Source organism: Methyloversatilis thermotolerans, from assembly GCF_000372885.1.
In the GTDB taxonomy this organism is placed as follows: Bacteria; Pseudomonadota; Gammaproteobacteria; order Burkholderiales; family Rhodocyclaceae; genus Methyloversatilis; species Methyloversatilis thermotolerans.
The window spans coordinates 3,138,258-3,161,628 of sequence record NZ_KB889967.1 but is presented as its reverse complement, the minus strand read 5'-3'; the positions used below and the strand labels follow the sequence as shown (position 1 = coordinate 3,161,628).

Annotated in this window: 25 protein-coding genes; 7 read left to right on the top strand and 18 right to left on the bottom strand. The window is 66.1% G+C overall.

Features of this window, described 5'->3' with window-relative positions; all coding sequences use genetic code 11:
• The first annotated feature begins 12 nt into the window (after positions 1 to 12).
• On the top strand, positions 13 to 1,779 hold the full coding sequence (locus A3Q7_RS0114335; protein ID WP_018412590.1) for a SpoIIE family protein phosphatase: 1,767 nt from the start codon (positions 13 to 15) through the stop codon (positions 1,777 to 1,779).
• Positions 1,780 to 1,792: 13 nt separating this feature from the next.
• Here A3Q7_RS0114335 and A3Q7_RS0114330 read toward each other — a convergent pair whose 3' ends face one another.
• Complete coding sequence (locus tag A3Q7_RS0114330; protein WP_026224853.1) at positions 1,793 to 2,605, bottom strand: peptidylprolyl isomerase; 813 nt, start codon at positions 2,603 to 2,605, stop codon at positions 1,793 to 1,795.
• A gap of 171 nt (positions 2,606 to 2,776) precedes the next feature.
• Here A3Q7_RS0114330 and A3Q7_RS0114325 point away from each other — a divergent pair, with 171 nt between their 5' ends.
• From A3Q7_RS0114325 to A3Q7_RS0114315, 3 genes are all read left to right on the top strand, one after another.
• A complete protein-coding gene (locus tag A3Q7_RS0114325) occupies positions 2,777 to 3,535 on the top strand; it encodes a GNAT family N-acetyltransferase (protein WP_026224852.1) in 759 nt (252 codons plus the stop codon).
• Between the two features lie 25 nt (positions 3,536 to 3,560).
• Positions 3,561 to 4,430 (top strand): lysophospholipid acyltransferase family protein, encoded by an 870-nt coding sequence (locus tag A3Q7_RS0114320; protein WP_018412587.1) that lies wholly within the window; start codon positions 3,561 to 3,563, stop codon positions 4,428 to 4,430.
• Positions 4,431 to 4,570: 140 nt separating this feature from the next.
• Positions 4,571 to 5,077, top strand: a complete 507-nt coding sequence (locus A3Q7_RS0114315) for a macro domain-containing protein (protein ID WP_018412586.1) — start codon at positions 4,571 to 4,573, stop codon at positions 5,075 to 5,077.
• Between the two features lie 5 nt (positions 5,078 to 5,082).
• On the opposite strand, the gene A3Q7_RS0114310 is transcribed toward A3Q7_RS0114315, so the two are convergent.
• From A3Q7_RS0114310 to A3Q7_RS0114260, 11 genes are all read right to left on the bottom strand, one after another.
• Entirely contained in the window at positions 5,083 to 5,475 is a 393-nt protein-coding gene (locus A3Q7_RS0114310) for a hypothetical protein (protein ID WP_232417987.1), read from the bottom strand.
• A 131-nt stretch (positions 5,476 to 5,606) separates the two neighbouring features.
• Positions 5,607 to 6,452 (bottom strand): DNA ligase, encoded by an 846-nt coding sequence (locus A3Q7_RS0114305; protein ID WP_018412584.1) that lies wholly within the window; start codon positions 6,450 to 6,452, stop codon positions 5,607 to 5,609.
• A gap of 57 nt (positions 6,453 to 6,509) precedes the next feature.
• On the bottom strand, positions 6,510 to 6,707 hold the full coding sequence (locus A3Q7_RS0114300) for a hypothetical protein (protein ID WP_018412583.1): 198 nt from the start codon (positions 6,705 to 6,707) through the stop codon (positions 6,510 to 6,512).
• Positions 6,708 to 6,710: 3 nt separating this feature from the next.
• A complete protein-coding gene (locus A3Q7_RS0114295; protein WP_018412582.1) occupies positions 6,711 to 7,412 on the bottom strand; it encodes an ABC transporter ATP-binding protein in 702 nt (233 codons plus the stop codon).
• Positions 7,405 to 8,193 carry an ABC transporter ATP-binding protein gene (locus A3Q7_RS0114290; protein ID WP_018412581.1) on the bottom strand — a complete coding sequence of 263 codons (789 nt, stop codon included), beginning with the start codon at positions 8,191 to 8,193 and terminating at the stop codon, positions 7,405 to 7,407. Before A3Q7_RS0114290 ends, A3Q7_RS0114295 begins: the two co-directional genes overlap by 8 nt.
• Positions 8,190 to 9,296, bottom strand: coding sequence for an ABC transporter permease subunit (locus A3Q7_RS0114285; protein ID WP_018412580.1), 1,107 nt, complete (start codon positions 9,294 to 9,296; stop codon positions 8,190 to 8,192). The genes A3Q7_RS0114290 and A3Q7_RS0114285 overlap by 4 nt, the downstream gene beginning before the upstream one ends.
• Complete coding sequence (locus A3Q7_RS0114280) at positions 9,293 to 10,216, bottom strand: branched-chain amino acid ABC transporter permease (RefSeq protein ID WP_018412579.1); 924 nt, start codon at positions 10,214 to 10,216, stop codon at positions 9,293 to 9,295. Before A3Q7_RS0114280 ends, A3Q7_RS0114285 begins: the two co-directional genes overlap by 4 nt.
• A gap of 118 nt (positions 10,217 to 10,334) precedes the next feature.
• Complete coding sequence (locus A3Q7_RS0114275) at positions 10,335 to 11,537, bottom strand: branched-chain amino acid ABC transporter substrate-binding protein (RefSeq protein WP_026224851.1); 1,203 nt, start codon at positions 11,535 to 11,537, stop codon at positions 10,335 to 10,337.
• 110 nt (positions 11,538 to 11,647) lie between these two features.
• Positions 11,648 to 12,592, bottom strand: a complete 945-nt coding sequence (locus A3Q7_RS0114270) for an acyl-CoA desaturase (protein ID WP_018412577.1) — start codon at positions 12,590 to 12,592, stop codon at positions 11,648 to 11,650.
• Positions 12,593 to 12,754: 162 nt separating this feature from the next.
• Positions 12,755 to 13,084 carry a c-type cytochrome gene (locus A3Q7_RS0114265; protein ID WP_018412576.1) on the bottom strand — a complete coding sequence of 110 codons (330 nt, stop codon included), beginning with the start codon at positions 13,082 to 13,084 and terminating at the stop codon, positions 12,755 to 12,757.
• A 191-nt stretch (positions 13,085 to 13,275) separates the two neighbouring features.
• Positions 13,276 to 14,163: a DMT family transporter gene (locus tag A3Q7_RS0114260; protein WP_018412575.1), complete on the bottom strand. Its 888-nt coding sequence runs from the start codon at positions 14,161 to 14,163 to the stop codon at positions 13,276 to 13,278.
• Positions 14,164 to 14,251: 88 nt separating this feature from the next.
• Here A3Q7_RS0114260 and cobT point away from each other — a divergent pair, with 88 nt between their 5' ends.
• Positions 14,252 to 15,316 carry a nicotinate-nucleotide--dimethylbenzimidazole phosphoribosyltransferase gene (gene cobT, locus A3Q7_RS0114255; RefSeq protein ID WP_018412574.1) on the top strand — a complete coding sequence of 355 codons (1,065 nt, stop codon included), beginning with the start codon at positions 14,252 to 14,254 and terminating at the stop codon, positions 15,314 to 15,316.
• 84 nt (positions 15,317 to 15,400) lie between these two features.
• Entirely contained in the window at positions 15,401 to 16,168 is a 768-nt protein-coding gene (locus A3Q7_RS0114250; RefSeq protein ID WP_018412573.1) for an adenosylcobinamide-GDP ribazoletransferase, read from the top strand.
• Between the two features lie 256 nt (positions 16,169 to 16,424).
• On the opposite strand, the gene A3Q7_RS0114245 is transcribed toward A3Q7_RS0114250, so the two are convergent.
• The 4 genes from A3Q7_RS0114245 to mnmG are packed head-to-tail and all read right to left on the bottom strand — an operon-like array spanning position 16,425 to position 20,684.
• On the bottom strand, positions 16,425 to 17,282 hold the full coding sequence (locus tag A3Q7_RS0114245; RefSeq protein ID WP_018412572.1) for a ParB/RepB/Spo0J family partition protein: 858 nt from the start codon (positions 17,280 to 17,282) through the stop codon (positions 16,425 to 16,427).
• A gap of 34 nt (positions 17,283 to 17,316) precedes the next feature.
• Positions 17,317 to 18,087: a ParA family protein gene (locus A3Q7_RS0114240; RefSeq protein ID WP_018412571.1), complete on the bottom strand. Its 771-nt coding sequence runs from the start codon at positions 18,085 to 18,087 to the stop codon at positions 17,317 to 17,319.
• Between the two features lie 7 nt (positions 18,088 to 18,094).
• On the bottom strand, positions 18,095 to 18,739 hold the full coding sequence (rsmG, locus tag A3Q7_RS0114235) for a 16S rRNA (guanine(527)-N(7))-methyltransferase RsmG (protein WP_018412570.1): 645 nt from the start codon (positions 18,737 to 18,739) through the stop codon (positions 18,095 to 18,097).
• A gap of 55 nt (positions 18,740 to 18,794) precedes the next feature.
• Complete coding sequence (gene mnmG / locus A3Q7_RS0114230) at positions 18,795 to 20,684, bottom strand: tRNA uridine-5-carboxymethylaminomethyl(34) synthesis enzyme MnmG (RefSeq protein WP_018412569.1); 1,890 nt, start codon at positions 20,682 to 20,684, stop codon at positions 18,795 to 18,797.
• Between the two features lie 163 nt (positions 20,685 to 20,847).
• Here mnmG and A3Q7_RS0114225 point away from each other — a divergent pair, with 163 nt between their 5' ends.
• Positions 20,848 to 21,162, top strand: coding sequence for a hypothetical protein (locus A3Q7_RS0114225; protein ID WP_026224850.1), 315 nt, complete (start codon positions 20,848 to 20,850; stop codon positions 21,160 to 21,162).
• 32 nt (positions 21,163 to 21,194) lie between these two features.
• Here A3Q7_RS0114225 and A3Q7_RS0114220 read toward each other — a convergent pair whose 3' ends face one another.
• Positions 21,195 to 21,956, bottom strand: a complete 762-nt coding sequence (locus A3Q7_RS0114220; RefSeq protein ID WP_018412566.1) for a sulfite exporter TauE/SafE family protein — start codon at positions 21,954 to 21,956, stop codon at positions 21,195 to 21,197.
• Between the two features lie 33 nt (positions 21,957 to 21,989).
• Positions 21,990 to 23,348: a tRNA uridine-5-carboxymethylaminomethyl(34) synthesis GTPase MnmE gene (gene mnmE, locus A3Q7_RS0114215; protein WP_026224849.1), complete on the bottom strand. Its 1,359-nt coding sequence runs from the start codon at positions 23,346 to 23,348 to the stop codon at positions 21,990 to 21,992.
• Positions 23,349 to 23,371: the final 23 nt, after the last annotated feature.

Sequence of the window (23,371 nt, the reverse complement as noted above, 5' to 3'; positions counted from 1 at the left end):
GCGGAGCGTGCGGTGCATAGCGCCCACGCGCGCCGCAGCCTGCGGCTGATCAACGACAGTGGCGCCATTTCTGCGGCGAGCGCCTGGCTGCGTTCGCTGGGCGACACTTTCGATCTGGGCAGCGAACTGGTGTTCCGGCTCGACCTGTGCGCGTCGGAGCTGGTCGCCAACATCGTGAACTACGCCTTCGATGACGAAGCGCCGCATACGATCGCACTCGATCTGATCCTCGAACCGCAGTCGGTCAAGCTGGTGGTGGCCGACGACGGCCGCGAATTCGACCCGCTTTCGCTGCCCGAACCGGTGCCGCCGGCGACGCTGGAGGCAGCGAGCCTGGGCGGCCTGGGCGTACACCTGGTGCGCCAGTTCGCCGAACAGGTCAGTTACGAACGCGCCAGCGGGCGCAACCAGGTCACGCTGGCCTGGACCCGTCCCGGCCGTAACGAACGCGGACCGCGCACGCCGATCCGGCGCGGCATCGAGCGGCGGCGCCAGCAGGCGCCCGCCTTTCCGGTCCAGCGCGCCCGGCTGGGAATGGTTGAACGGGACGAGCGCAGCGGCCTGGAGCGCCGCGCACTCGGCTTCATTTCACGGCTGGAACTGTTCCGCGACGTGCCCTATGCGCTGATCGAGGGCGTGCTTGCGCATTGCGCGCAGCGCGACTACCCGGATGAGTACATCGTGCTGTCGCCCGGCATGCACAACGATCATGTGGCGCTGGTCATCGAAGGACGGCTGCGCGTGCATCTTGAAGATCCGGCGCGGGAGCCGTCGCTGAGCGGGGTGAGTTTCATCGGTCGCGGAGAATGTGCGGGCGAACTGTCCATCATCGACGGCGAACCGGCCTCCGCCTGGGTGGTCGCCGAGCCCGGCACACGACTGCTGCTCATCGATGCCCACACCTTCTTTTCCGAACTGCTGCCACTGCCCCAGGTCGCGCGCAACCTGCTGCGGCTGATGGCCGGTCGCATGCGCCGTGCCAATCAGCAGACGGTGGAACAGGTGCGTGCGTCGATGCTGCTCGAGCGCCTTCAGTCTGAACTGCGCACCGCGCGGGAAATCCAGTCAGGCATGCTGCCGATGCGTTCGCCCATGTTCGCCGAACATCCGGAAATCGAATGCGAAGCCAGCATCCAGCAGGCCCAGGAAATCGGCGGCGACTTCTTCGATGCCTTCTTCATCGATGAACATCGCGTCTTCGTCGCCATCGGCGATGTGTGCGGAAAGGGCATGCCGGCCGCCCTGCTCATGATGCGCACGCTCACCACGCTGCGCGCGGAAGCGGCGCGCAAGCAGGGCCAGAAGGGCCACCTCGAACGGGTGATGGAACGGACCAACCGCAAGCTCGCGCTGAACAATGAACGCATGCTGTTCGCCAGCCTGTTCATCGCGCTGCTCGATACGCGCAGCGGCAGCCTGCGCTACGCCAATGCGGGCCATCTGCGGCCGGTGCTGCTGCGTACCCGCCACACGCCGGCCTTGCTCAAGGTGCCGCGCAACCCGATCGCCGGGATCGATCCGACCATCGATTACAGCCTGGGCGAAACCCAGCTCGGTCCGGGCGATCTGCTGGTGCTCTATACCGATGGCGTGACCGAGGCGCTGAACGGACGCGGCGAGCTGTACGGCGAACAGCGCCTGCTGGCCACGCTGGCCGGAGTCTGCGGCGCACCCGGCGCAATCGAAGCGGTGCGGCAATCGATGCAGCAGTTCTGCGCCGGCAGGTCGCCGTCGGACGACGTGACGCTGCTGGCGCTGCGTTACAACGGGCCGGCCTGAACGGCCCGCTGCTTCACTCGATCTTTGCCTTGCTCACCAGGGATTCGATGTGCTTCTGCACCGCCTGCTGCTTCATCGATTCCATCAGGCGTTCCTTCACCAGCTCGAATTGAGGTGGCTGCACCGCCCGCGTGTCTTCCAGCAGGATGATGTGATAGCCGAAGTCGGTCTTCACCGGTTCGGTCGTGTACTGGCCTTTTTCCAGCTTGGTCAGCGCCGCGTCGAATTCCGGCACGAAGGCGCCGGTGCGCGTCCAGCCCAGTTCGCCGCCGCTGTCCTTGCTGCCCGGATCCTTCGACACCTCGCTCGCCAGATCGGCGAAAGCCTTGCCTTCCTTCAGCTTGGCAATCGCATCGAGCGCGTCCTGCTCGGTTTCGACCAGGATGTGTCGCGACAGGTATTCGCGGGGCGCAGCGCTTTCCTTCAGCAGTCGCTCATATTCCGCGCGTGCAGCCTGTTCGCTGATCGGATTCGCTTCCACCCAGCGTGACAGATAGGCGTTGGCCAGCAACTCGCTGCTGGCGAAGCCGATGCGCTGACGCACTTCCGGCAGCTTGTCCGTGCCGGCCTTGCGCGCAGCCTGCTGCAGCACCTCGATGCGCACCAGGTGCTCGCGCACGCGCTCGCGCAGTTGCGCGCTGTCCGGGCTCTCTTCCTGCGAAGCCTGCGCCTGGTCCTTCACCAGCATGTCGGCAAGCGAGGCCGGGATGGCCACGCCATTGACGCGCGCCAGCGGCGCCGCCGCCGGCTGCTTGTCGGCCGCATGGGCCGGCAGAACAAAACTGAAACTCAGGGCGGCGATCAGTGCGCCAGCGCGGTAATCCATGTTGTCGTCCTCTTGATGGTCGGTGTGCGCGGCGCATGCCGCGCCTGCGCCGTGCTTATACGCCGTTTCCGCGCCGCGTGCGAGCGTGCCTGTAACCATAGCGTCGTCATGTCGTCACATCGCCTGAACACGCGCTGCCTATCGTGAAACCGATCTTTCATGGAGACAGGCATGTTGCAACTGGATCCGGCACGCGAACGGCGTGCCGAGCGCAATCTGAGCGTAAGGCTCTCGGCCTGCGCGTCCGAAGTGCTGGCCGCCCAGCAACTGCGCTGGCGGGTATTCGCGGAAGAACTGGGCGCCCGGCTGGACAGCCCGATCGACGGCGCCGACATCGACCGCTTCGATGCCGTGTGCGAACACCTCATCGTGCGCGACGACGACAACGGTCGCATCGTGGGCTGTTACCGCATTCTGTCACCCGAAGGTGCGCTGCGTGCCGGCGGGTATTATTCGGAAACCGAATTCGATCTGGGCCGGCTCGATCATCTGCGGCCGCATCTGGTGGAAATCGGCCGCTCCTGCATCGACCCCGACTATCGCAGCAATGCGGCAGTGATCAGCCTTCTCTGGTCCGGCCTCATGCGCTTCATGGTGGAACGCGGCCACCGCTACCTGATGGGCTGTGCCAGCATAGGCATGGCTGACGGCGGCCACAACGCGGCGGCCATCTGGGCCGGTCTGGGCGGACACATGGTCGATCCGGAATACCACGTTTTCCCGAAGCTGCGCCTGCCTCTCGAGCGCCTCAGCCCGAGCGCCGCCAGCGTCACCCCGCCCCTGGTCAAGGGCTATCTGCGCGCCGGTGCGCGCGTGTGCGGCGAACCCGCCTGGGACCCGGATTTCAACACGGCCGATCTGCCCATGCTGCTCGATATCGCACAGATGGACGAACGCTACGCGCGCCATTTCATGCCCAGGGCGGCCTGAACCCGGAAACGCTGGAGGCGCTAAGATGTCCGTGATCAGTCTGTTTTCCGATCTGGAACCCTTCTTGTACCGACCGTCCACCGAAGCCCACGACGGCACCGCGCCGCAGACGCCCGCCACTGCCCTGCCATTGCCCGCCGACGCAGATGGCCTGCGCGGCCATCTGCGCATGAGCTGGCGCATCGCCCGTCTCGCGGCACACCTCGCGGCCGGCTGTACCCGCGTCGCGCTGCTCTATCCACTGGTGAGCGAACGAACGCAGCGCAAGATGCGCGCACGCTGGTCACGCCAGTTGCTTGAAGTGCTCGGCATCGAACTGCGCGCGCGCGGTGCCCTGCCCCGACCCGGCAGGCTGCTGGTGAGCAACCACATTTCGTGGATAGACGTATTCGCGATCAATGCCATTTCCCCGCTGTCCTTCGTGTGCAAGGACGATGTGCGCGGCTGGCCGGTCATCGGCTGGCTGGTGGCACGCAACCACACGGTTTTCATCCGGCGTTCAAGCCGCAGCTCGGCGGCCGAGGTGCGCGACCGGCTTGTGCACGCGCTGGCGCGCGGGAACAGCGTGATGGTGTTTCCGGAAGGCACGACCAGCGACGGACGCGATGTGCTGCCCTTCCGTGCCGCGCTGTTCCAGTCGGCCATCGATGCCGGTCGCGCGGTGAAGCCGGTACGCCTGCGCTATGTCGATCATCGTGGCGAACATTCAGAGGTGGCGCCTTACATCGACGAGGTGAACTTCTGGCAATCGGTGTGCATGATCGCCCGCGCACCGCGCACTGTGGCCGAGGTGGAACTGCTGCCCGAGCTGCCCAGCCACGGCCTGCACCGCCAGGATCTGGCCGCGCTCGCGCACGCCCGCATCTGCGGCAAGGACGGGCCGCAGCCGGTTTGACGACGGTCAATGGGCGGTCGCACCGGCGGCGTACCTTGTGATCATGGTTGCCGGCGCGGTGCCGGCAGCGGACCGGGGCAGGACGGCCATCTTCGCGTACGCACGGACAGGCGGTCGGCGCAAGCCCCAAGGAGACCATCATGATCCGGGAAGTCAGCGGCGACATCCTGCTCAGCAAGGCGCAGGTGATCGCGCACGGCATTGCCGTGCAGGAACATTTCGACCACGGACTGGCGCTCGCGCTGCGCGAGCGCTGGCCGGCGATGGCGCGCGACTACCGCCACACTCAGCACGGCCGGCACATGAATGCCGGCGAGGTATGGACGTGGGCTGGCGTGGACAACGCGGGTCAGACCCGCAGCATCGCCAATCTGCTCACCCAGAACATGGTGGGCGAAGGACCGTCGGCCCGGCCCGGCAAGGCGACGGTGGAAAACGTGCATCACGCGCTGAAATCGCTGGCGCGGCAACTGCAGGCCGGCGGCGTGCGCAGCGTCGCCCTGCCGCGTCTGGCGACCGGCGTGGGGGGCCTCGACTGGGACGACGTGAAACCGCTGATCGAACAGCATCTCGGGCCGCTCGGCATCCCGGTCATCGTCTATGAAACCTACCGCAAGGACGTGGCGGCCGACGAAAGACTGAACTGAACGGATCAGCGGCCGTCGCGCAGACTGTCGATGAGCGCCATATTGTGTTCGAGCAGACGGTTGCATTCGTCGTCGCGCCGCTCGAAGGCCTCATCCAGCGCGGCAGCGCCGGCGGCATCGGCGCGCCGCTCGGCGACGGCCTTTCTTTCCTTGCCCAGTACGGCACCGATCTGCGGCTTTTCGCCCAGTCTCATGGCCAGCGAAGTGTAGTTCTTCGCCGCGTACTGGATGCGCAGCACCCGGCTCGATTCCGGGTGCGCCCGGGCCATGTCGTCGAACAGGGCCGAGCACGCGGCCAGCCTCTCCGCCAGCGCCTGCCGGTCCAGCACCTGGGCACCCGCCGGCGCAGCCATTGCGGCCAGGATCAGCCCGGTCCCCAGCATGGACATTGCTCTCATCTGTGTTCTCCTCCTCGACAAAGCGACGCAGCGTAGACAGCTCGCCAGCGCAATGGCACGCGCGCGGTCGATTTCGGGCGCAACACCCCGGTGTCGCGGGACGCCATCCCGCCACGCGAAGCCACGAGCACTCAGGGCAGCGAACGTTCGCGCACGAAAACCGGAAAGCGCGGCACGCCGCGCGGCGTGCGTTCGCGATAGCGGAAGGTGATGCGCGCGCCGACCGCCGGCGGATCCATGCGTTGCGCGTCGCTGAAGCCGGACCCGACCGAGAACACGCGGCCCTGGTCGTCGCGCACCCGCAAGGCGCCCAGACGACCCTGCAACCGTCCCCGCCCCGGCACATGCGCGATCACTTCGGCCTCTTCATCCAGAAAGGGGGTGAGCTTGAGCAGTGCCGGGCTGCGACCGGGCTGCCAGCGCGCGTCGGCGCGATGCAGCACGAGCCCCTCGCCGCCGCCGTCGAGCACCTGGCGGTACAGCGTCCGCAACGCGGCCCGGTCGACCAGTCGCTGCTGCGGAACGACCTCGACCCAGGGCGCCTCGATGCGCGCCGCCAGCGCCTGCAAGGCGTGCAGACGCGCACTGAAGTCCCCGTCGGCGCCCGGCAGTTCGAACAGCATGTAGCGCACCTGGCGCCAGCGCGCATCGTCGACGCGCAGGCGCCGGACCAGGCCCGAAAGTTCGTCGAAGCGGCGGCGTCCCAGCCACAGTTCTCCGTCAAGCACGACACCGGCAGGCAGTGGCGCGACGAACCAGTCCGGCACCACGACAGGTTCGCCATTGCGGAAGCGCAAGATCCGTCCGTCCCAGCGGGCGCGCACGCCATCGAGCTTCTCGCTCACCCAGTACGCGGCGGGATCGGGATCGTCCGGCGCACGCTGCGCCAGCATCGGTGGAAGATCCAGCGCCAGTCCCCGCGCGGGCCACGCTCCCAGGCACAGAAGCAGGCACAGCGGAATGAATGCGATTCGCATGGCGCACTCTCCATCCACATGCGGAATGTCGACGATGCGTCATGATGCCATATGCATTCAGGGGGCCGGCTTGTCCTTTTCTTTCCGGTAGCGCTCGTAATCCATGTCGGCAGCCTCCATGCAGCGACGATGTTCCGCGCTGTCGACCACCTGGTCGCACTGGCTGCGCCGCAAGGGCTGGGCGCTGTCATACATCTGTCTGCCGCTGCAGGCGCACAGCAGCACCGCGGCCAGCACGATCATCCACTTCGTCATCGCTCATTCTCCAAGATAGGCTGCGCGCACCGCGGGATTGTCCAGCAACGCCGCCGAAGGCGCCTCGAGCGTGACCCGGCCGCTGTCCATCACATAACCGCGATCGCACAGCGACAGCGCAAGCCGGGCGTTCTGTTCCACCAGCAGCAGCGTCACGCCCTCGCGCGCGACTTCGCGTATCACGTCGAACACGGTGTCCACCATGATGGGCGACAGGCCCATGGACGGCTCGTCGAGCAGCAGGATGCGCGGCCGGCTCATCAACGCACGCCCTATCGCCACCATCTGCTGCTCGCCGCCGGACAGGGTGCCGGCGGTCTGGGTGGCGCGCTCCTTCAGGCGCGGCAACAGCGCGAACACGCGCTCGATGTCGGCCAGGATCTGCGCCCGGTCAGTGCGCGAATACGCGCCCATTTCGAGGTTCTCGAGCACCGACAGACGCGCGAACACGCCGCGTCCCTCCGGCACCAGCGCCAGCCCCCTGCGCACCAGCGCATGCGGTGCCGCGTGCGCGATGTCCTCACCTTGCAGCTTCACGCTGCCGCGCGCCGGCAGCATGCGCGCGATCGCCTTCAGCGTGCTGGTCTTGCCGGCACCATTGGCGCCGATCAAGGCCACCTTCTCGCCCGCCGCGACATGCAAGTCAATGCCCTTGACCGCAGCGATGCCACCGTAATGAACCTGCAACCCGGCCACCTCAAGCATCGTTCAGCTCCGTACCAAGATAGGCGCTGATGACGCGCGGATCGCGACGCACGAGCTCGGGGATGCCTTCAGCGATCTTCTCGCCATAATCCAGTACCGCGACGCGATCACACAGGCCCATCACCAGCTTCACGTCGTGTTCGATCAGCAGTACGGTCAGTCCGTCCGCACGCAGCTTTTCTATCAAGGCGCGCAGACCGGCGGTTTCCGTCGCATTCATGCCGGCCGCCGGTTCATCCAGCGCCAGCAGTTTCGGTTCGGTGGCCAGCGCGCGCGCGATTTCCAGCCTGCGCTGGTCACCATAGCTCAGGTGGGTAGCCTGGTGGTTGGCCAGGCGATCGATGCCGACATAGCGCAACAGGTCGTGCGCGCGCGCCTCGGTTTGCGCTTCCTCGCGACGCGTCGCCGCTGTGCGCAGGACGGCGCCCAGCACACCGCTGTGCAGCCGCGCATGGCGCCCGACCATCACGTTCTCGAGCGCGCTCATGGCCCCGAACAGACGGATGTTCTGGAAGGTGCGCGCAATGCCGAGACCGGCGATGCGGTGCGGCACGCCGAGCGGCAGTGGCTGGCCGTCGAAAATGACCTGGCCCTGATCGGCGGAATACAAGCCGGTCAGCACATTGAAGAAGCTGGTCTTGCCAGCGCCATTCGGTCCGATCAGACCGCAGACCTCGCCCCGGCGCAGTGCAAGCGACACGTCGCGCAGCGCCTGCACGCCACCGAAGCGCTTCGATATGCCCGAGGCGACCAGCAATTCATTCGCAGCCTGCCCGTTCATGCGCCATCCGCCGCATGGGTCGACAACTCGCGACGGCGCAGCGCGGACGGCCACAGCCCTTCCGGACGCCAGCGCATCACCAGCACCAGCGCGACACCGAACAGCAGCAGCCGCAGCGATTCCGGGTCGATGAGCACCTTGCCGAACAGCGACTGCTGCATGGGCACCGCGCCCCAGCGCAGCGCCTCGGGCAACAGGGCGAGCAGCACCGCACCGAGGATGACGCCGGGTATGTGTCCCATGCCGCCGAGCACCACCATGCACAGCACCATGATGGATTCCAGCAGTCCGAACGACTCCGGACTGACGAAGCCCTGGAAGGACGCGAACAGTCCGCCGGCCACGCCGCCGAAAGTCGCACCCAGCCCGAAGGCCAGCAGTTTCACATTGCGCGTGTTGATGCCGCACGCGCGCGCGGCCACCTCGTCTTCGCGTATGGCCACCCAGGCGCGGCCCAGCCGCGAATCCTGCAGGCGCACGCAGACGAAGATGACCAGCAGGGTGAGCGCGAGAAAGAAGTAGTAATGCAGATGCACGCCCGGCAGCACGATGCCGAACAGCTCCAGCGGCCTGTTCAGCGCGTGCCCGCCGATGTGCACCGCCGCGATGTTGTTGATGCCCTGCGGGCCGTTCGTGATGTTGGCCGGCGCATTCAGGTTGTTCAGGAAGATGCGGATGATTTCGCCGAAACCCAGCGTCACGATGGCGAGGTAGTCGCCACGCAGCTTGAGCGTGGGCGTGCCGAGCAGCACGCCGCACAGCCCGGCCAGCCCGGCACCCAGCGGCAGCACCAGCCACACCGGCCAGCCCGGTGCCGCCGCGAACAGGGCGGGAAAGGCCTGCGCGAGATGCGGGCTGGACAACAGGGCGTACAGATAGGCACCGACCGCGTAGAAGGCGATATAGCCCAGGTCGAGCAGGCCGGCGAAGCCGACCACGATGTTCAGGCCCAAAGCCAGCATGATGTAGAGCAGCGCAAAGTCGATGATGCGCACCCAGGAATTGCCGAAACCGGCGCCGACGACGAAGGGCAGCACGGCCAGCGCCACCGCGATCAGTGCGATGCCGAGGCGCGATTTCAGGCGGGCATTCGTCGCGCTCATGCCCGCTCCGCCACCTTTTCGCCCATCAGGCCGGAGGGCCGGAACACGAGTACCAGGATGAGCACGAAGAAGGCGAACACATCCTTGTAATGGCTGCCGAGGAAGCCACCGGTGAGGTCGCCGATGTAGCCGGCAGCCAGGCTTTCGATGATGCCCAGCAGCAGGCCACCGAGCATGGCGCCGCCCAGGTTGCCGATGCCGCCGAGCACTGCCGCGGTGAAGGCCTTGAGGCCCAGCATGAAGCCCATGGCGTAATGCGCGATCGAATAGTTGGCCGCCACCATGACGCCGGCGACCGCTGCCAGCGCCGAACCGAGCACGAAGGTGAACGAGATGACCCGGTCCACATCCACACCCATGAGACGCGCCACCGCCGGATTCTCCGCCGTCGCACGCATGGCCCGGCCGAGCCGCGTGCGATTGACCAGCCAGACCAGCCCGGCCATCAGCACGGCTGCGGTCAGCACGATGATGATCTGCAGGTCGGTAATGGCGGCGCCGGCAAACTGATGCGGCGCGGTCGGCAGCAGTGCCGGAAAGGTGTGGTAGTTGCGGCCCCACCCTATCATCGCCAGTTGCTGCAGCACGATGGACACACCGATCGCCGTGATGAGCGGCGCCAGTCTCGGCGCATGGCGCAGCGGGCGGTAGGCGATGCGCTCGACCGTGAAGCCGACCGCCATGCACACCGGAATGGCGATCAGCAGACCGGCGAGCACGAGCATCGGGCCGGGCAGACCGGCCGGCAGCAACAGACCGATTGCGGTCAGCGCCGTGAGCGCACCGATCATGACCACTTCGCCGTGCGCAAAATTGATCAGGCCCAGAATGCCATAGACCATGGTGTAGCCGAGTGCGACCAGCGCATAGATACTGCCAAGCACCAGGCCATTGATGATCTGCTGGATGAAGATATCCACGTGTGGTCGGGGTCCTGTACCGTACAGTGGCGTCGAGGCAACGCCGTGAGGAGGAGCGCCGGAACCGCCCGGCGGTCAGCGCGCAAGGCCGGCCGGCGCGGAGCCGGCCGGCGCGAGGTCAGTTGGAGGCCTTGCCGCCCATGGTTTCCAGCGCCTGCCAGGCGCCGCTCTTCGCTTGATAGAGCGTGATGGCACCGTCCTTGATGTCGCCCTTCTCGTCGAACTGGATCTGGGCGGTCAGACCGGGATAGTTCAGCGCCGCCAGCGCCGGCAGGAATTTGTCGGTGTCGGTCGAGCCCGCCTGTTTCATCGCTTCGGCGACCACGCGCACCGCGTCGTAGGCATAGGGTGCGTAGAGCTGGATTTCCGAGTTGTACTTCGCCTTGTAGCGTTCGCGGAAGGCATTGCCACCGGCCATCTGCTCCAGCGGTACGCCGGGCAGCGAGCAGTAATTGCCCTCCGCCGCATCGCCGGCCAGCTTGTGGAACTCGACCGTGCATCCGCCATCGCCGAACAGCATGGGCACGGCAAGACCCAGTGTCTTGATCTGCCTCGCCATCGGGCCAGCCTGGGTATCCATGCCGCCGTAGAACACGAGATCGGGCCGCGTCGATTTCACCTTGGTCAGGATGGCGGCGAAATCGGTTTCCTTGTCCGTCGTGTATTCGCGCGTCACGATGCTCGCGCCAGCAGCCCTGGCGGCCTTCTCGAATTCGTCGGCCAGGCCCTGGCCGTATGCGGTCCGGTCATCGATGATGGCGATCTTCTTCGCGCCCAGCGTGCTCACCGCGAAGGCGCCGAGCACGCTGCCCTGCTGCACGTCGTCGGCAAACACGCGGAAAGCGGTCTTGTAGCCCTGGCGGGTGTAGGTCGGATTGGTCGCCGACGGCGACACCTGCACGATGTGCGCGTCGTGATAGATGCGCGACGCCGGTATCGTGGTGCCGCTGTTCAGATGACCGATCACCGCATGCACATGCGCATCGGCCAGCTTCTGGGCCACCGTCGTGCCCTGGCGCGGATCCGCCTGGTCGTCCTCGCCCAGCAGTTCGAATTTCGCGACCCGGCCGCCTATCAGCATCTTTTCGGCATTCAGGTCATCGATCGCCAGCTGCGCTCCGTTCTCGTTGTCCTTGCCGAGGTGAGCCTGCGGACCGGTCAGCGGTGCGACATGGCCCAGGCGCACAGTGAGGGTCGCCCCGCCCGCATCCGCCGCCACGCTCGCGGAGGGCGCCGGCGCATCGGACTGCTGGCCGCAGGCCGCGAGCATGCAGGCGGCTGCGAGGACGGACAAAGGGCGCAACGGGACATGCTGGGTCATCGATCTCTCCGCAATGGACACGGGTCGGCCGACCCGTGAAGACTGTTCAGTCCCGGATTTTGCGGGCGGCCGCGCGGAGCGTCAATTTCAACGCTCTGCGAAGCGGCCGCTCATCGACCGATGCGGCGTGCTCCCAGCATGCCGCCCAGACGCCCTTCTTCGATCACGTCATCGGGCAGACGGTCGCGCAGATCGTGGATGATGCCGAGCGCGGCAAGCAGGCGCAGGATGTAATAAGTGATGTCGATCTCATACCAGGCAAAGCCGGCGCGGGCGCTTGCCCCGTAGCGATGATGGTTGTTGTGCCAGCCGCCGCCGAAGGTGAACAGGGCAAGCAGCGGGCGGTTGACCGAATCGTCATCGGTATCGAAGCGGCGGTAGCCGCCCGGCAGGAAACGGAAATGGCCGACTGAATTGACCAGCGACACGGTCTGGACGCCGAGCGCGGTGGGCAGGAAGAAGCCCCACATCAGTGCCGCCCCGCCGGTCACCGAGGAACCGAAGGCGCCCGTTTCGGCCAGGCCCCAGATCAGCGCAGCACCGGCCAGCATGAGCAGGGTGTAGTGCTTGTTCACCCACAGGATTTCCGGGTAGCGCGCGAAGTCGGGCACGCGGTCCAGATCGGTGTCCTTGTAACGCTCGCACCACACCCAACCGACATGCGAATGGAACAGGCCATGCTGGCGCGGTGAAATGGGGTCGTCCGGGCGTTCGACATTCTGGTGATGGTGGCGATGTACCGACGCCCACCACAGCGGCCCATGCTGTCCGCACTGCGAAGCGATCACCGCCAGGATGAACTGCACCGGACGCGAGCAGCGGAACGCACGGTGCGAGAAATAGCGGTGGTAGATGCCTTCGACACCGAACATGCGTATCGCGTAGCTGGCCAGCGCCAGCAGCACGAGCGGCCAGGTCGGCGGATAGATGAAGGGGGTGGCGATCGCCGCGACACACAGCACGACATAGCGCACGCGCGTCTGCTGTATCGATTCGGTGACCTGCTTGCCGTACCGGGTACGGGCGTGCGGGAGGGAGTCTTGCAAGGCGCTCATGGTCGATGTCCGTCCGTCGAAGGATGTGGTCGCGCATGAGTCTAGGCGCTTCTGATGCACAGTTTGCCGCAGAATAGCCGTGACGGAATACCGTATTTCAGATCCCGGAAACAAAAAAGCCGGTCCCTGGGGACCGGCTTCGGACCGGGCGCGCCGCGTCGATCACTTGGCGCCGGCGAGCACCCATGCCGCCAGGGTCTTGGCGTCGGCTTCGGAAACCTGGGCCTGTGCCGGCATCGGCATCGGGCCACCCCAGATGGTCTTTGCGCCCGCCGGCGTGCCGGCGCGGATGAAGGCGGCCAGCTTGCCCACGGCATCCTTCTGGCCGGCGTACTTCTTGGCGACGGCCGCATAGCCCGGACCGATCTTGGTGTCCGCACCCTGCGAATGACAGGCCAGACAGCCCTTGGCCGTGGCGAGATCCTTGCTGGCGAAAGCCGGGGCTGCCGCAAGCGCGGCAGCACAGACGACGGCGGAAATCAGTGCTTTCATGAGTGTCCTCGATGGTGTTTTGAAAGGTCCGACAACGGTAGTCGCGTGGCTCGCCGACCGTGCTGACTGGCGCTGCTGCGCGGCTTGCGAGTCTATGCCAGGCGACGCCGGTCTACAAGGGGCTGGCTGTGCTGGCTGACTCGTATAACGGCGCGAACAAGGCCTGCGTTGACCCCGTGCGACAACATGTCTCAGGACCGGTCCGGCGCGCGGCGGTTCCGCGCCCCTCCGACGCTGAGCGCGGTGCCGATCAGGATGATGGCGGTGCTGCCCAGCATGGCCAGCGTGGGCCATTCGTCGAACAGCAGATGGCCCCACAGCATGGCAAAGGGCGGGATCAGGAAAGTCACGCTGAGCGCCTGTGTGGCGCCCATCAGCCTGACCAGCCGGAAATACATGAAATTGGCCAGTGCGGTCGATACCAGCCCGAGTACTGCGACCGCCACCAGCGCCCGCGGCGACGGCATGACTGGCGGCGGATCGATGAGTGCCCACGGCAACAGCAGCAGCGCGCCAACCAGAGAGAAGGCGGTGGCCACCGACGACGATGGCAGGGCATGCAGGCGGCGCCGTACGAGCTGCACGCACAGACCGTAGGACGCGGCACCGGCGAGGCCCAGTCCCACTGCGTCCAGGCCCACGCGCAGCGGACCGGTTTCGCGCAGCGCGGTGAGCATCGCCACGCCGGCGAAGCCGAGCAGCAGCCCGAAAGCCTTGCCGCGCGACACCGTCTCGCGCCAGATGAAGATGCCGAGCAGGGCGGAAAACAGCGGCGAGGTGGCATTCAGCACAGCGGCGAAACCGGCGCTTGAGCGCATGACCGTTTCGGCGAACAGCGCGAATGGCAGTGCGGTGCTGCCGGCGCCGGCCAGCAGCAACCAGGGCAGGACACGGCCGATGTCGTCGCGCGCGATCTGCCGGAGCGGCCAGCCGAATACCGCAATCAAGGCGGCGGCGGCCAGCGACAGCCGCAGCGCAACGGTCAGCGGAAGGCCCAGTTCCGGTATCGCCACGCGATAGAGCACGAAGGATGCGCCCCAGATCAGCGCCAGGAAGAGAAATTCGAGTCGTACGCGCACGGCGGCGGTTGGATGGCGAGAAGTGCCATTGTCGCCGGACCCCGGCCGGCCGGCTACACTCGCGGCCTGCTCCACACTCCGGCACGCCATGTCATCCCGCCCTGCCCTTCCGCACTTCGCTCTCGACCCACCCGCGCCCGACCTCGGTCCGGCGCTGCAAGCCTGTCTCGACGGCAAGACCAAACCGGTCGGATCGCTGGGCAGACTGGAGTCGCTGGCGCTGCAGATCGGACAGGTATTCGGCACGCTGGTGCCGGAACCCGGCACCGGTCACCTGCTGGTATGCGCCGGCGATCACGGCGCGCTGCGCGATGCACGCGGGCGCGGGCTGTCTGCCTATCCGGCGGATGTGACCTGGCAGATGGTGGAGAACTTTCTGGCCGGCGGTGCCGCGATCAATGTGCTGGCACGTGAAGCCGGCCTCGCGCTGCATGTGGCGGACTGCGGCGTGGCGCATGATTTCGGCACGCGCCCCGGACTGCTGGCCTGCAAAGTGGGCCATGGCACCGCGAGCTGGTTCGACGGTCCGGCCATGCAGGACAGCGAATGCGCCCGCGCGCTGTCGAATGGCGCAGACTTCGCACGCGGGCTCGCGGCGCAGGGGGTGCGCGTGCTCGGTTTCGGGGAGATGGGCATAGGCAATACCGCGTCGGCATCGCTGCTCACCCATCTGCTGACCGGTGTCGCCATGGACGATTGCGTCGGCCGTGGTACCGGTCTCGACGACGCTGCGCTGGCCGAAAAGAAGCGCGTGCTGGCTGCGCTGGCCGATGGCTATCGAGGCGAGCGCGAAGCGTGGTCGGTGCTTGCCGCCTTCGGCGGCTTCGAGATCGCCACCATGGTGGGCGCCATGCTGGCCGCCGCACAGTCGCGCATGCTGCTGCTGGTCGATGGTTTCATCAGTTCGGCCGCGGCACTGGTGGGCTGCGCCCATGCGCCCGCGCTGCGCCATTACTGCGTGTTTTCGCATCGCTCGCAGGAACGCGGCCATGCGATACAACTGTCCCACATGCAGGTGCAGCCCTTGCTGGATCTGGATCTGCGCCTGGGCGAAGGTACCGGCGCCGCGCTCGCCTGGCCGCTGGTGCGATCCGCGGCAGCCATCCTGCGCGATATGGCGAGCTTCGAGTCGGCCGGAGTATCGAAGGCGTGAACCGCACTGCGCGCATGGTAGCGATGGGCGCAGTGCAGGGCCTGCCGGCCGCCTCCTTTGCGCCTGCTCGCGGGTGACGGACGCATGATGCGCCGCGAACTTGAACTGTTCTTCAATGCGCTTCGCTACTTCACACGCCTGCCGGTGCCGGCCTGGGTCGGTTGGTCCACCGACATCATGAATGCCTGCGCGCGCTGGTTTCCGGCAGTCGGCCTGCTGGTCGGCGCGGTGGCAGCGGCGGTGCTGTGGGTCACCGGCCAGTGGCTGCCGGCGGCGCTGGCAGTCGTGCTGTCCACCGCGGCCACCCTACGTCTGACCGGCGGCTTCCACGAGGACGGCTGGGCCGATGTGTGCGACGGCTTCGGCGGCGGATGGACGCGCGATCAGATCCTGACCATCATGAAAGATTCGCGCATCGGCGCCTATGGCGCCATGGGTCTGGTGATCATGCTGGCGGCAAAGATGGTGGCGCTGTCGTCGATGCCACTGGCGAGCGCGATGCTGGCGCTTCTGGTCGCCCACCCCGTGTCGCGCCTGTGCGCCACCGTCCTCATCTTCACGATGCGCTACGCGCGCGACGAGGACCCGGACGGCGTATCGCGTGCCAAACCGCTGGCGGTCCGGCTGTCCGGTGGCGGCATGGTGTGGGCGGCGCTGTGCGGACTCGCACCGCTGGCGCTGCTCGCGCCATGGCAGATCGTCGCAGTGATCGCCCTCGCGGTGCTCGCCACCGTCGCGGCCGCCCGTCATTTCCAGCGCCGCATCGGCGGCTATACCGGCGACTGTCTGGGGGCGACGCAACAACTGGCCGAAGTGGCCGTGTACATCGCGCTGTGCATGCGTCCGGGCTGAGCCCGCACACCACACCCCGGCTCCGTTCGCGGTTTGGGCGAGCTGTTTCAGGAGCGACCGCAGGTCGCTATGCGGCATTTGAAGGCCGCTGGCTTCGTTCCTGGCTGTATCGCGCGCAAGCCCGCTCGCCCGCATCAGCGGGAGAGGGTGGCGCGCAGCGCCGGGTGAGGGTCAGCGGTTTCTACGGGCCGCAGGCCTCGTTCGCGGGTGGATCGCGAGCTGCGCTCGCTCCTGCACAACCTGGCGCCGGTCGCGGTCAGCCGCGCAGGCGGGCGATCAGGCCATCGAGCTGGTCAAGATCGGAGAAGCGGATGCTGAGCTTGCCGGCGCCGCGGGCATTTGCCGAAATCGACACCGGCGCGCCTATCGCATCGGACAGTTCTTCTTCCAGCCGTGCCAGATCGCGCGACGGCTCGGCTCTGGCCCTGACGCCCTGCTCCGCCAGTCCACCGCGGGCGACCAGCTTTTCGGTGTCGCGCACGGTCAGGCCCTGCGCGACGACGCGATTGGCGAGCGCGATCTGGTCACCCTTGGGCAGGCTGAGCAGCGCTCTCGCGTGACCCATATCCAGGTCGCCGGTCACCAGTTGTTCCTGTACCGGCTCGGCCAGTTGCAGCAGACGCAGCAGATTGGTGGTGGCGGAACGCGATCGGCCGATCGCGTTGGCCGCCTGTTCGTGCGTCATGCCGAATTCGTCGATCAGGCGCTGCACGCCGGCCGCCTCTTCCAGCGGATTCAGGTCCTCGCGCTGGATGTTCTCGATCAGGCTCATGGCCAGTGCGGCGTCATCCGGAATGTCGCGGACCAGTGCCTGTACCTCGCTCAGGCCGGCGATCTGCGCGGCACGCCAGCGGCGTTCGCCGGCAATGATTTCGAAGCGGCCGCCACCTATGCCGCGCACGATGACGGGCTGCATCAGCCCCTGCGCCTTGATCGATTCGGCCAGTTCCTCCAGCGAACCCGGATCCATGCGGGTGCGCGGCTGGTACTTTCCTGGCTGCAGCAAGCCCACATCCAGCGTGCGCAGTTCGCCGCTGTGGGCAGCTTCGCCGGAATTGCCGGCCAGCAGCGCATCGAGGCCGCGGCCCAGGCCCTTGAGTTTGGGAGGAGTCATGGTTGTTCTGGCAAGTGTGGGGTGGCGGGCGGGTTCAGAAATCCTTCACCCGCTCGATCATTTCCTGAGCGAAGGCGTTGTAGGCTTGCGCGCCCTTGGCGGCACGGTCGAACAGCACGCCCGGAATGCCGTAGCTGGGCGCTTCCGCCAGCCGTACATTGCGCGGCACCAGGGTGCGGAACACCTTGTCGCCGAAGTGTGATTCGAGCTGGGCCGATACCTGCTGCGACAGGGTGCTGCGCGGATCGAACATGACACGCAGCAGACCGATGATCTTCAGGTCGCGGTTCAGGTTGGCGTGCACCTTCTTGATGGTGTTCACCAGGTCGGACAGGCCTTCCAGCGCGTAATACTCGCACTGCATCGGAATGATGACGCCATGCGCCGCGCACAAGCCGTTCAGCGTAAGCAGGCTCAGGCTGGGCGGACAGTCTATGAGCACGAAGTCGTAATCGGCCGCATGTTCGGCGATGGCGTTCTTCAGCCGGTTTTCGCGGTTCTCCAGCCCGACCAGTTCGACCTCGGCACCGGCGAGGTCGCGGTTGGCCGGCAGCACGTCCAGACCGCTGTGCGGGCTGCTGACGCGCGCATCGGCCAGCGACGACAGGCCGACCAGCACCTGATAGACGCTGGCTTTCACGGTGCGTTTGTCGACGCCGGCACCCATGGTGGCATTGCCCTGCGGGTCGAGATCGACCAGCAGCGTGCGCTGGCCGGCCTGGCCCAGGGCGGCGGCGAGATTGACGCTGGTGGTCGTCTTGCCCACTCCACCCTTCTGATTGGCGACTGCGAAGATATGCGGCATGGCGGGCTCAGGCGGTGGCGGCTTCGCGAGCCAGCCAGAGCAGGTGACGGGCGCCGTCGACGCCGGGCACCTTCAGCTCCTCCGAGCGTGACAGTTTCCAGCCGGCCGGGATGGCGCGCACCTCTTCGTCCGGATACACGCCTTTCATCGCCAGCATGCGGCCATCCGGCTTGAGCAGATGGCCGGCCACCTTGATGAAATCGGCCAGGTCGCCGAAAGCGCGCGAAATCACGAAGTCGCGCAATTGCGACGCATCCGGTTTCACCTGCTCGGCGCGCGCGGTCTGCACCTCGAAATTGTCGATCGCCAGATCGATGCGTGCCTGCTGCTGGAACGAAGCCTTCTTGGAATTCGGTTCGATCGACAGCACCTCGATATCGGCGCGCGCGATGGCCAGCGGTATGCCGGGCACGCCCCCGCCGGAACCGATATCGGCCAGACGGGCGCCGTCCGGAATGAAGCGGGCGACCGACAGCGCATCCAGCAGATGATGGGTGAGCATGCGCGATTCCTCGCGTATCGCGGTCAGGTTGTACACCGCGTTCCACTTGGCCATCAGGGCAATGTAGCGCAGAAGACGCTCACGTGCGGACGGGGCGAGAGCAAGGTCCAGCTCGGCGAGGCCGGTTTCGAGTTCTGTGTGCAAGGTCATGCGTGATCCAGACAGCTTCGGTTCGGTCCGTCCGGTCGCCCGGAACGGGAGAGGTTCAGGCCACGCTGCGTACGGCCTGGCGCTTCTTCAGATGCACCAGCAGCAGCGAAATGGCGGCTGGGGTGATGCCCTGGATGCGTGAGGCCTGCCCCAGGGTTTCCGGTCGGTGAGCGGCCAGCTTCTGCTGCACCTCGCGCGACAATCCGCCGACGGCGGCGTAGTCCAGGTCATCCGGCAGCCGCAACGATTCGGTGGCGCGCAGCTTGTCGACCTCGTCCTGCTGCCGGTCGATGTATCCCTGGTACTTGGCCAGGATGTCGAGCTGCTCGATGGCCTGTGCGTGATCCACCGGCTCGGGCGCGCCCGGCAAGGTCATCAGCGATGCGTAGCTCACATCGGGCCGGCGCAGCAGATCGAACAGCGAGTACTCGCGCTCGATCGCTTTGCCGAGCACGCGAAGCGCATCGTCCGCCGGCAGCGTTTCCGGACGGACCCAGGTCGAGCGCAGTCGCTGTTCCTCGGCCGCGATGGCATCGCGCTTGCGGTTGAAGGCATCCCAGCGTTCGTCGCTGATCAGACCCATGTCGCGCGCGATTGCGGTCAGGCGCAGGTCGGCGTTGTCCTCGCGCAGACTGAGCCGGAACTCGGCACGCGATGTGAACATGCGGTAGGGCTCGGACACGCCGCGCGTGATCAGGTCATCCACCAGTACGCCCAGATAGGCCTCGTCGCGACGCGGGCACCAGGGATCCAGATCCCGCGTCTGGCGGGCTGCGTTCAACCCGGCCAGCAGACCCTGCGCCGCCGCCTCTTCATAGCCGGTCGTGCCATTGATCTGGCCGGCGAAGAACAGTCCGCCTATCGCCTGGGTTTCCAGGGAGGACTTCAGACCGCGCGGATCGTAGTAGTCGTACTCGATGGCATAACCCGGACGCAGGATGTGCGCGTTCTCGAGACCGGGAATGCTGCGCACCAGATCGACCTGCACATCGAAGGGCAAGGAGGTCGAAATCCCGTTCGGGTAGACCTCGTGCGTGGTCAAGCCCTCCGGTTCGAGGAAAATGTTGTGGCTGTCGCGGTCAGCGAAGCGGTGGATCTTGTCCTCGATGCTCGGGCAGTAGCGCGGTCCGACCCCTTCGATCACACCGGTATACATCGGCGAACGGTCCAGTCCGCCGCGGATGATGTCGTGGGTACGCGAAGTCGTGTGCGTGATCCAGCACGGCAACTGGCGCGGGTGCATGGCACGCGAGCCGATGAAGCTGAACACCGGCGTCGGTTCGTCGCCCGGCTGCGGCTGCATCGCGGAATAGTCGATCGTGCGACCATCGATGCGCGGTGGCGTGCCGGTCTTGAGGCGGCCCTGAGGCAAGCCCAGCTCCTTCAGCTTTTCCGCAAGACGGATGGCCGGAGGATCACCTGCCCGGCCGGCCGAATGATTCTGCAGACCGATGTGCACCCGTCCGTTCAGGAAGGTGCCGGCGGTGAGCACGACCGCCCGTGCATGAAAGCGGATGCCGGCTTCGGTCACCACACCGGCCACGCGGTCACCTTCCATGATCAGATCGGCCGCCGCCTGCTGGAACAGATCGAGACAGGCCTGGTTTTCCAGGCGGCCGCGGATGGCCGCCTTGTACAGCACACGGTCGGCCTGGGCGCGCGTGGCGCGAACGGCCGGTCCTTTGCTGGCATTCAGGATGCGGAACTGGATGCCGGCTTCGTCGGTTGCCAGCGCCATGGCGCCACCCAGCGCATCGACTTCCTTCACCAGATGGCCCTTGCCTATGCCGCCTATCGACGGATTGCAGGACATCTGACCCAGGGTTTCGATATTGTGGGTGAGCAGCAAGGTACGAACACCGACCCGGGCAGCGGCGAGCGCGGCTTCGGTGCCGGCGTGGCCGCCACCGATCACGATCACGTCGTAACGAGTCGGAAAATCCATGTTCGCTGCGATGCGGAAGAGACGAAGGGGCTGAATGATACGACCTTGCCTGCGGAACATAAAGGCTGAAAGGTTGACACCGTTTCACGGCCTTACAGTTACTTACGGCGCAAACTATCGCACCGTCCTAGATTGGAATCGTGTTCCCTACATGAGAAACGACATGAAAACGCTGGGTACTGCTGCTGTCGCTGCGCTGACCATGGCTTTCAGCGGCGCCGCCTGTGCAGATTGGGACGATCATCGCCGCCATCAGTATCGTGGCGATCATCATCGCCATCATGGAGGCAATCACTGGAAGCATCACGACCGGCACTTTCATCAACACCATCACTACCGCGGACCGGCAGTGGGCTACGGCTACTATCCGGCACCGGTGTACGTGCCGCAGCCGTATTACGCACCACCGCCCCGCTATCATCATCGGCCACGCGATGGCGTGACCATCATCCTGCCTCCGGTGCGCATCGGCTTCTGATGTTCCACGTGAAACACACCTGAATCCGCGGTTCAGGACACGATGTCCCAGATCAGGCGGGCGATCAGCACGCTGACGACGACGATGAACACACGGCGCACGAACTGTGCGCCGTTCTTTATCGCGAGATGCGCACCTACCCAGGCCCCGGCGAGATTGGCAACCGCCATCATCGCTGCGATCTTGGCCATGATGGCCCCCACCGGTATGAACCATGCCAGTGCCGCGAGATTGGTACTCACGTTGACCACCTTGGCCGCTGCCGAGGACCGCAGGAAGTCCCACGCATAGCACCGCGCAAACAGGAAGATGAGAAAGCTGCCCGTACCCGGTCCGAAGAAGCCGTCGTAAAAACCAATGGCGGCACCGAGCGCCAGAGCCAGCAGCGGTTTCGGGCGATGCGCCAACCCTTCTGCACGCAACACCCCGAAGTCCTTCTTTTTCAGCGTATAGACCAGCACCGCCAGCAGCAGAACCACCACGACCGGACGCAACATCGCCGGCGGGAAGAGGCCGACCGCAGCCGCACCCGCGAAGGATGCGACAAAGGCCGCCAGCGCAGCACGCCCGACCACCCCCCAATCCATATCGACCTGACGGATGTAGCGTCGCGCAGCGAAACCGGTGCCGACCACGCTCACTGCCTTGTTGGTCCCGAACAGCGTTGCCGGCGCCCCATTCGGGAATACATTGAACAGAAGCGGAATCTGGACGAGCCCTCCTCCGCCGACCATCGCATCCACCAGTCCCGCGAAGAATGACCCCAAGCAAAGAAGCAGCAGTTCACCGACCATGGTGCGGACGGCCGTAATGTTTCACGTGAAACATCATTTACCGATACAGAAACGAGTGAATATTTCGCCCAGCAGATCGTCCGGAGTGAACTCGCCGGTGATCTCACCCAGCGCCCGATGCGCCAGCCGCAATTCCTCCGCGAACAGTTCGAGCTGCAACGTCGCGCCTGAAATACAGCATTCCGCACGCTCGACATGTGAAGCCGCCATATCCAGAGCATGCAGATGACGCCCTCGCGCGGACAGCGCATCCTCGCCGCCACCTGACCAGGCGACCTGCTCCAGCAGCACCCGCGAAAGATTCGACAGACCCTGCCCGGTCTTCACCGACACCCTGACCGTGGTCAGCTCACCCTGGTGATCGACACGTTCCGTTTCCCCGGTCAGATCTATCTTGTTGAACACGCGGATGCGCCGTAACCCGATCGGCAGACTGTCGTCAATTGCGCGCGCACTGTCGTCGAAACCCGTGCGCGCATCCATCAGGTGGACCACCGCATGCGCCCGCGCAAGTTCGCGCCGGGTTCTGTCCATGCCAGCGCGCTCGACCGGATCGTCGGTCTCGCGCAATCCGGCGGTATCGATCACATGCAGCGGCACGCCGTCTATCTCGATCAGTTCACGCAAGGTATCCCGGGTCGTCCCGGCGATGTCGGTGACGATGGCGCGGTCAGCCCCCGCCAGCGCATTCAGCAGGCTGGACTTGCCCACATTCGGCGCGCCCGCCAGCACCACGGTCAGCCCCTCGCGCAGCACCGATCCGACGCGTGCCCTTTCCCGCAAGGCGGCGAGTGCGGCGTTCACATCAGCAAGCTTGGTCCGTGCGCCGGACTGTTGGAGAAACTCGACTTCCTCTTCCGGAAAATCCAGCGTCGCCTCGACGAACATGCGCAAGTGGATGAGCGACTCTTCCAGCGCATGTACATGGCGCGAAAACTCTCCATCGAGCGAACGCATTGCCGAGCGCGCAGCAGCCCGGGTACTTGCATCGATCAGGTCGGCCACCGCCTCCGCCTGCGCCAGATCCATGCGGTCGTTCAGGAAGGCGCGCTCGGTGAACTCGCCGGGTCGTGCCGGTCGCGCGCCCGCCTCGAAACATCTTTCCAGAAGCGCGCGGAGTACCGCCACCCCCCCGTGCCCTTGCAGTTCGAGCACATCCTCGCCGGTGTAGGAGGCGGGTGCGGCAAACCACAATGCGAGTCCGTGATCGATCACCGACCCGTCACCCGCGCGGAAAGGCAGGAAAGCAGCGTGCCGTGCAGGTGGCACCCGCCCGAGCACAGCCCTCGCCACATCGGCAGCCCCCGCACCCGATATGCGCACGACGCCTACCCCACCCCGTCCGGGTGGCGTCGCGATGGCGGCTATGGTGTCACGTGCGATTACGGACATGAGCTTTCGGAAAACGAGGTCGC

Bases quoted from the DNA above. Each gene is read 5' to 3' on its own strand.
- A3Q7_RS0114330 (WP_026224853.1), bottom strand. From the start codon at position 2,605: ATGGATTACCGCGCTGGCGCACTGATCGCCGCCCTGAGTTTCAGTTTT.
- A3Q7_RS0114325 (WP_026224852.1), top strand. From the start codon at position 2,777: ATGTTGCAACTGGATCCGGCACGCGAACGGCGTGCCGAGCGCAATCTG.
- A3Q7_RS0114320 (WP_018412587.1), top strand. From the start codon at position 3,561: ATGTCCGTGATCAGTCTGTTTTCCGATCTGGAACCCTTCTTGTACCGA.
- A3Q7_RS0114315 (WP_018412586.1), top strand. From the start codon at position 4,571: ATGATCCGGGAAGTCAGCGGCGACATCCTGCTCAGCAAGGCGCAGGTG.
- A3Q7_RS0114310 (WP_232417987.1), bottom strand. From the start codon at position 5,475: ATGAGAGCAATGTCCATGCTGGGGACCGGGCTGATCCTGGCCGCAATG.
- A3Q7_RS0114305 (WP_018412584.1), bottom strand. From the start codon at position 6,452: ATGCGAATCGCATTCATTCCGCTGTGCCTGCTTCTGTGCCTGGGAGCG.
- A3Q7_RS0114300 (WP_018412583.1), bottom strand. From the start codon at position 6,707: ATGACGAAGTGGATGATCGTGCTGGCCGCGGTGCTGCTGTGCGCCTGC.
- A3Q7_RS0114295 (WP_018412582.1), bottom strand. From the start codon at position 7,412: ATGCTTGAGGTGGCCGGGTTGCAGGTTCATTACGGTGGCATCGCTGCG.
- A3Q7_RS0114290 (WP_018412581.1), bottom strand. From the start codon at position 8,193: ATGAACGGGCAGGCTGCGAATGAATTGCTGGTCGCCTCGGGCATATCG.
- A3Q7_RS0114285 (WP_018412580.1), bottom strand. From the start codon at position 9,296: ATGAGCGCGACGAATGCCCGCCTGAAATCGCGCCTCGGCATCGCACTG.
- A3Q7_RS0114275 (WP_026224851.1), bottom strand. From the start codon at position 11,537: ATGACCCAGCATGTCCCGTTGCGCCCTTTGTCCGTCCTCGCAGCCGCC.
- A3Q7_RS0114270 (WP_018412577.1), bottom strand. From the start codon at position 12,592: ATGAGCGCCTTGCAAGACTCCCTCCCGCACGCCCGTACCCGGTACGGC.
- A3Q7_RS0114265 (WP_018412576.1), bottom strand. From the start codon at position 13,084: ATGAAAGCACTGATTTCCGCCGTCGTCTGTGCTGCCGCGCTTGCGGCA.
- cobT (WP_018412574.1), top strand. From the start codon at position 14,252: ATGTCATCCCGCCCTGCCCTTCCGCACTTCGCTCTCGACCCACCCGCG.
- A3Q7_RS0114250 (WP_018412573.1), top strand. From the start codon at position 15,401: ATGATGCGCCGCGAACTTGAACTGTTCTTCAATGCGCTTCGCTACTTC.
- A3Q7_RS0114245 (WP_018412572.1), bottom strand. From the start codon at position 17,282: ATGACTCCTCCCAAACTCAAGGGCCTGGGCCGCGGCCTCGATGCGCTG.
- A3Q7_RS0114240 (WP_018412571.1), bottom strand. From the start codon at position 18,087: ATGCCGCATATCTTCGCAGTCGCCAATCAGAAGGGTGGAGTGGGCAAG.
- rsmG (WP_018412570.1), bottom strand. From the start codon at position 18,739: ATGACCTTGCACACAGAACTCGAAACCGGCCTCGCCGAGCTGGACCTT.
- mnmG (WP_018412569.1), bottom strand. From the start codon at position 20,684: ATGGATTTTCCGACTCGTTACGACGTGATCGTGATCGGTGGCGGCCAC.
- A3Q7_RS0114225 (WP_026224850.1), top strand. From the start codon at position 20,848: ATGAAAACGCTGGGTACTGCTGCTGTCGCTGCGCTGACCATGGCTTTC.
- A3Q7_RS0114220 (WP_018412566.1), bottom strand. From the start codon at position 21,956: ATGGTCGGTGAACTGCTGCTTCTTTGCTTGGGGTCATTCTTCGCGGGA.
- mnmE (WP_026224849.1), bottom strand. From the start codon at position 23,348: ATGTCCGTAATCGCACGTGACACCATAGCCGCCATCGCGACGCCACCC.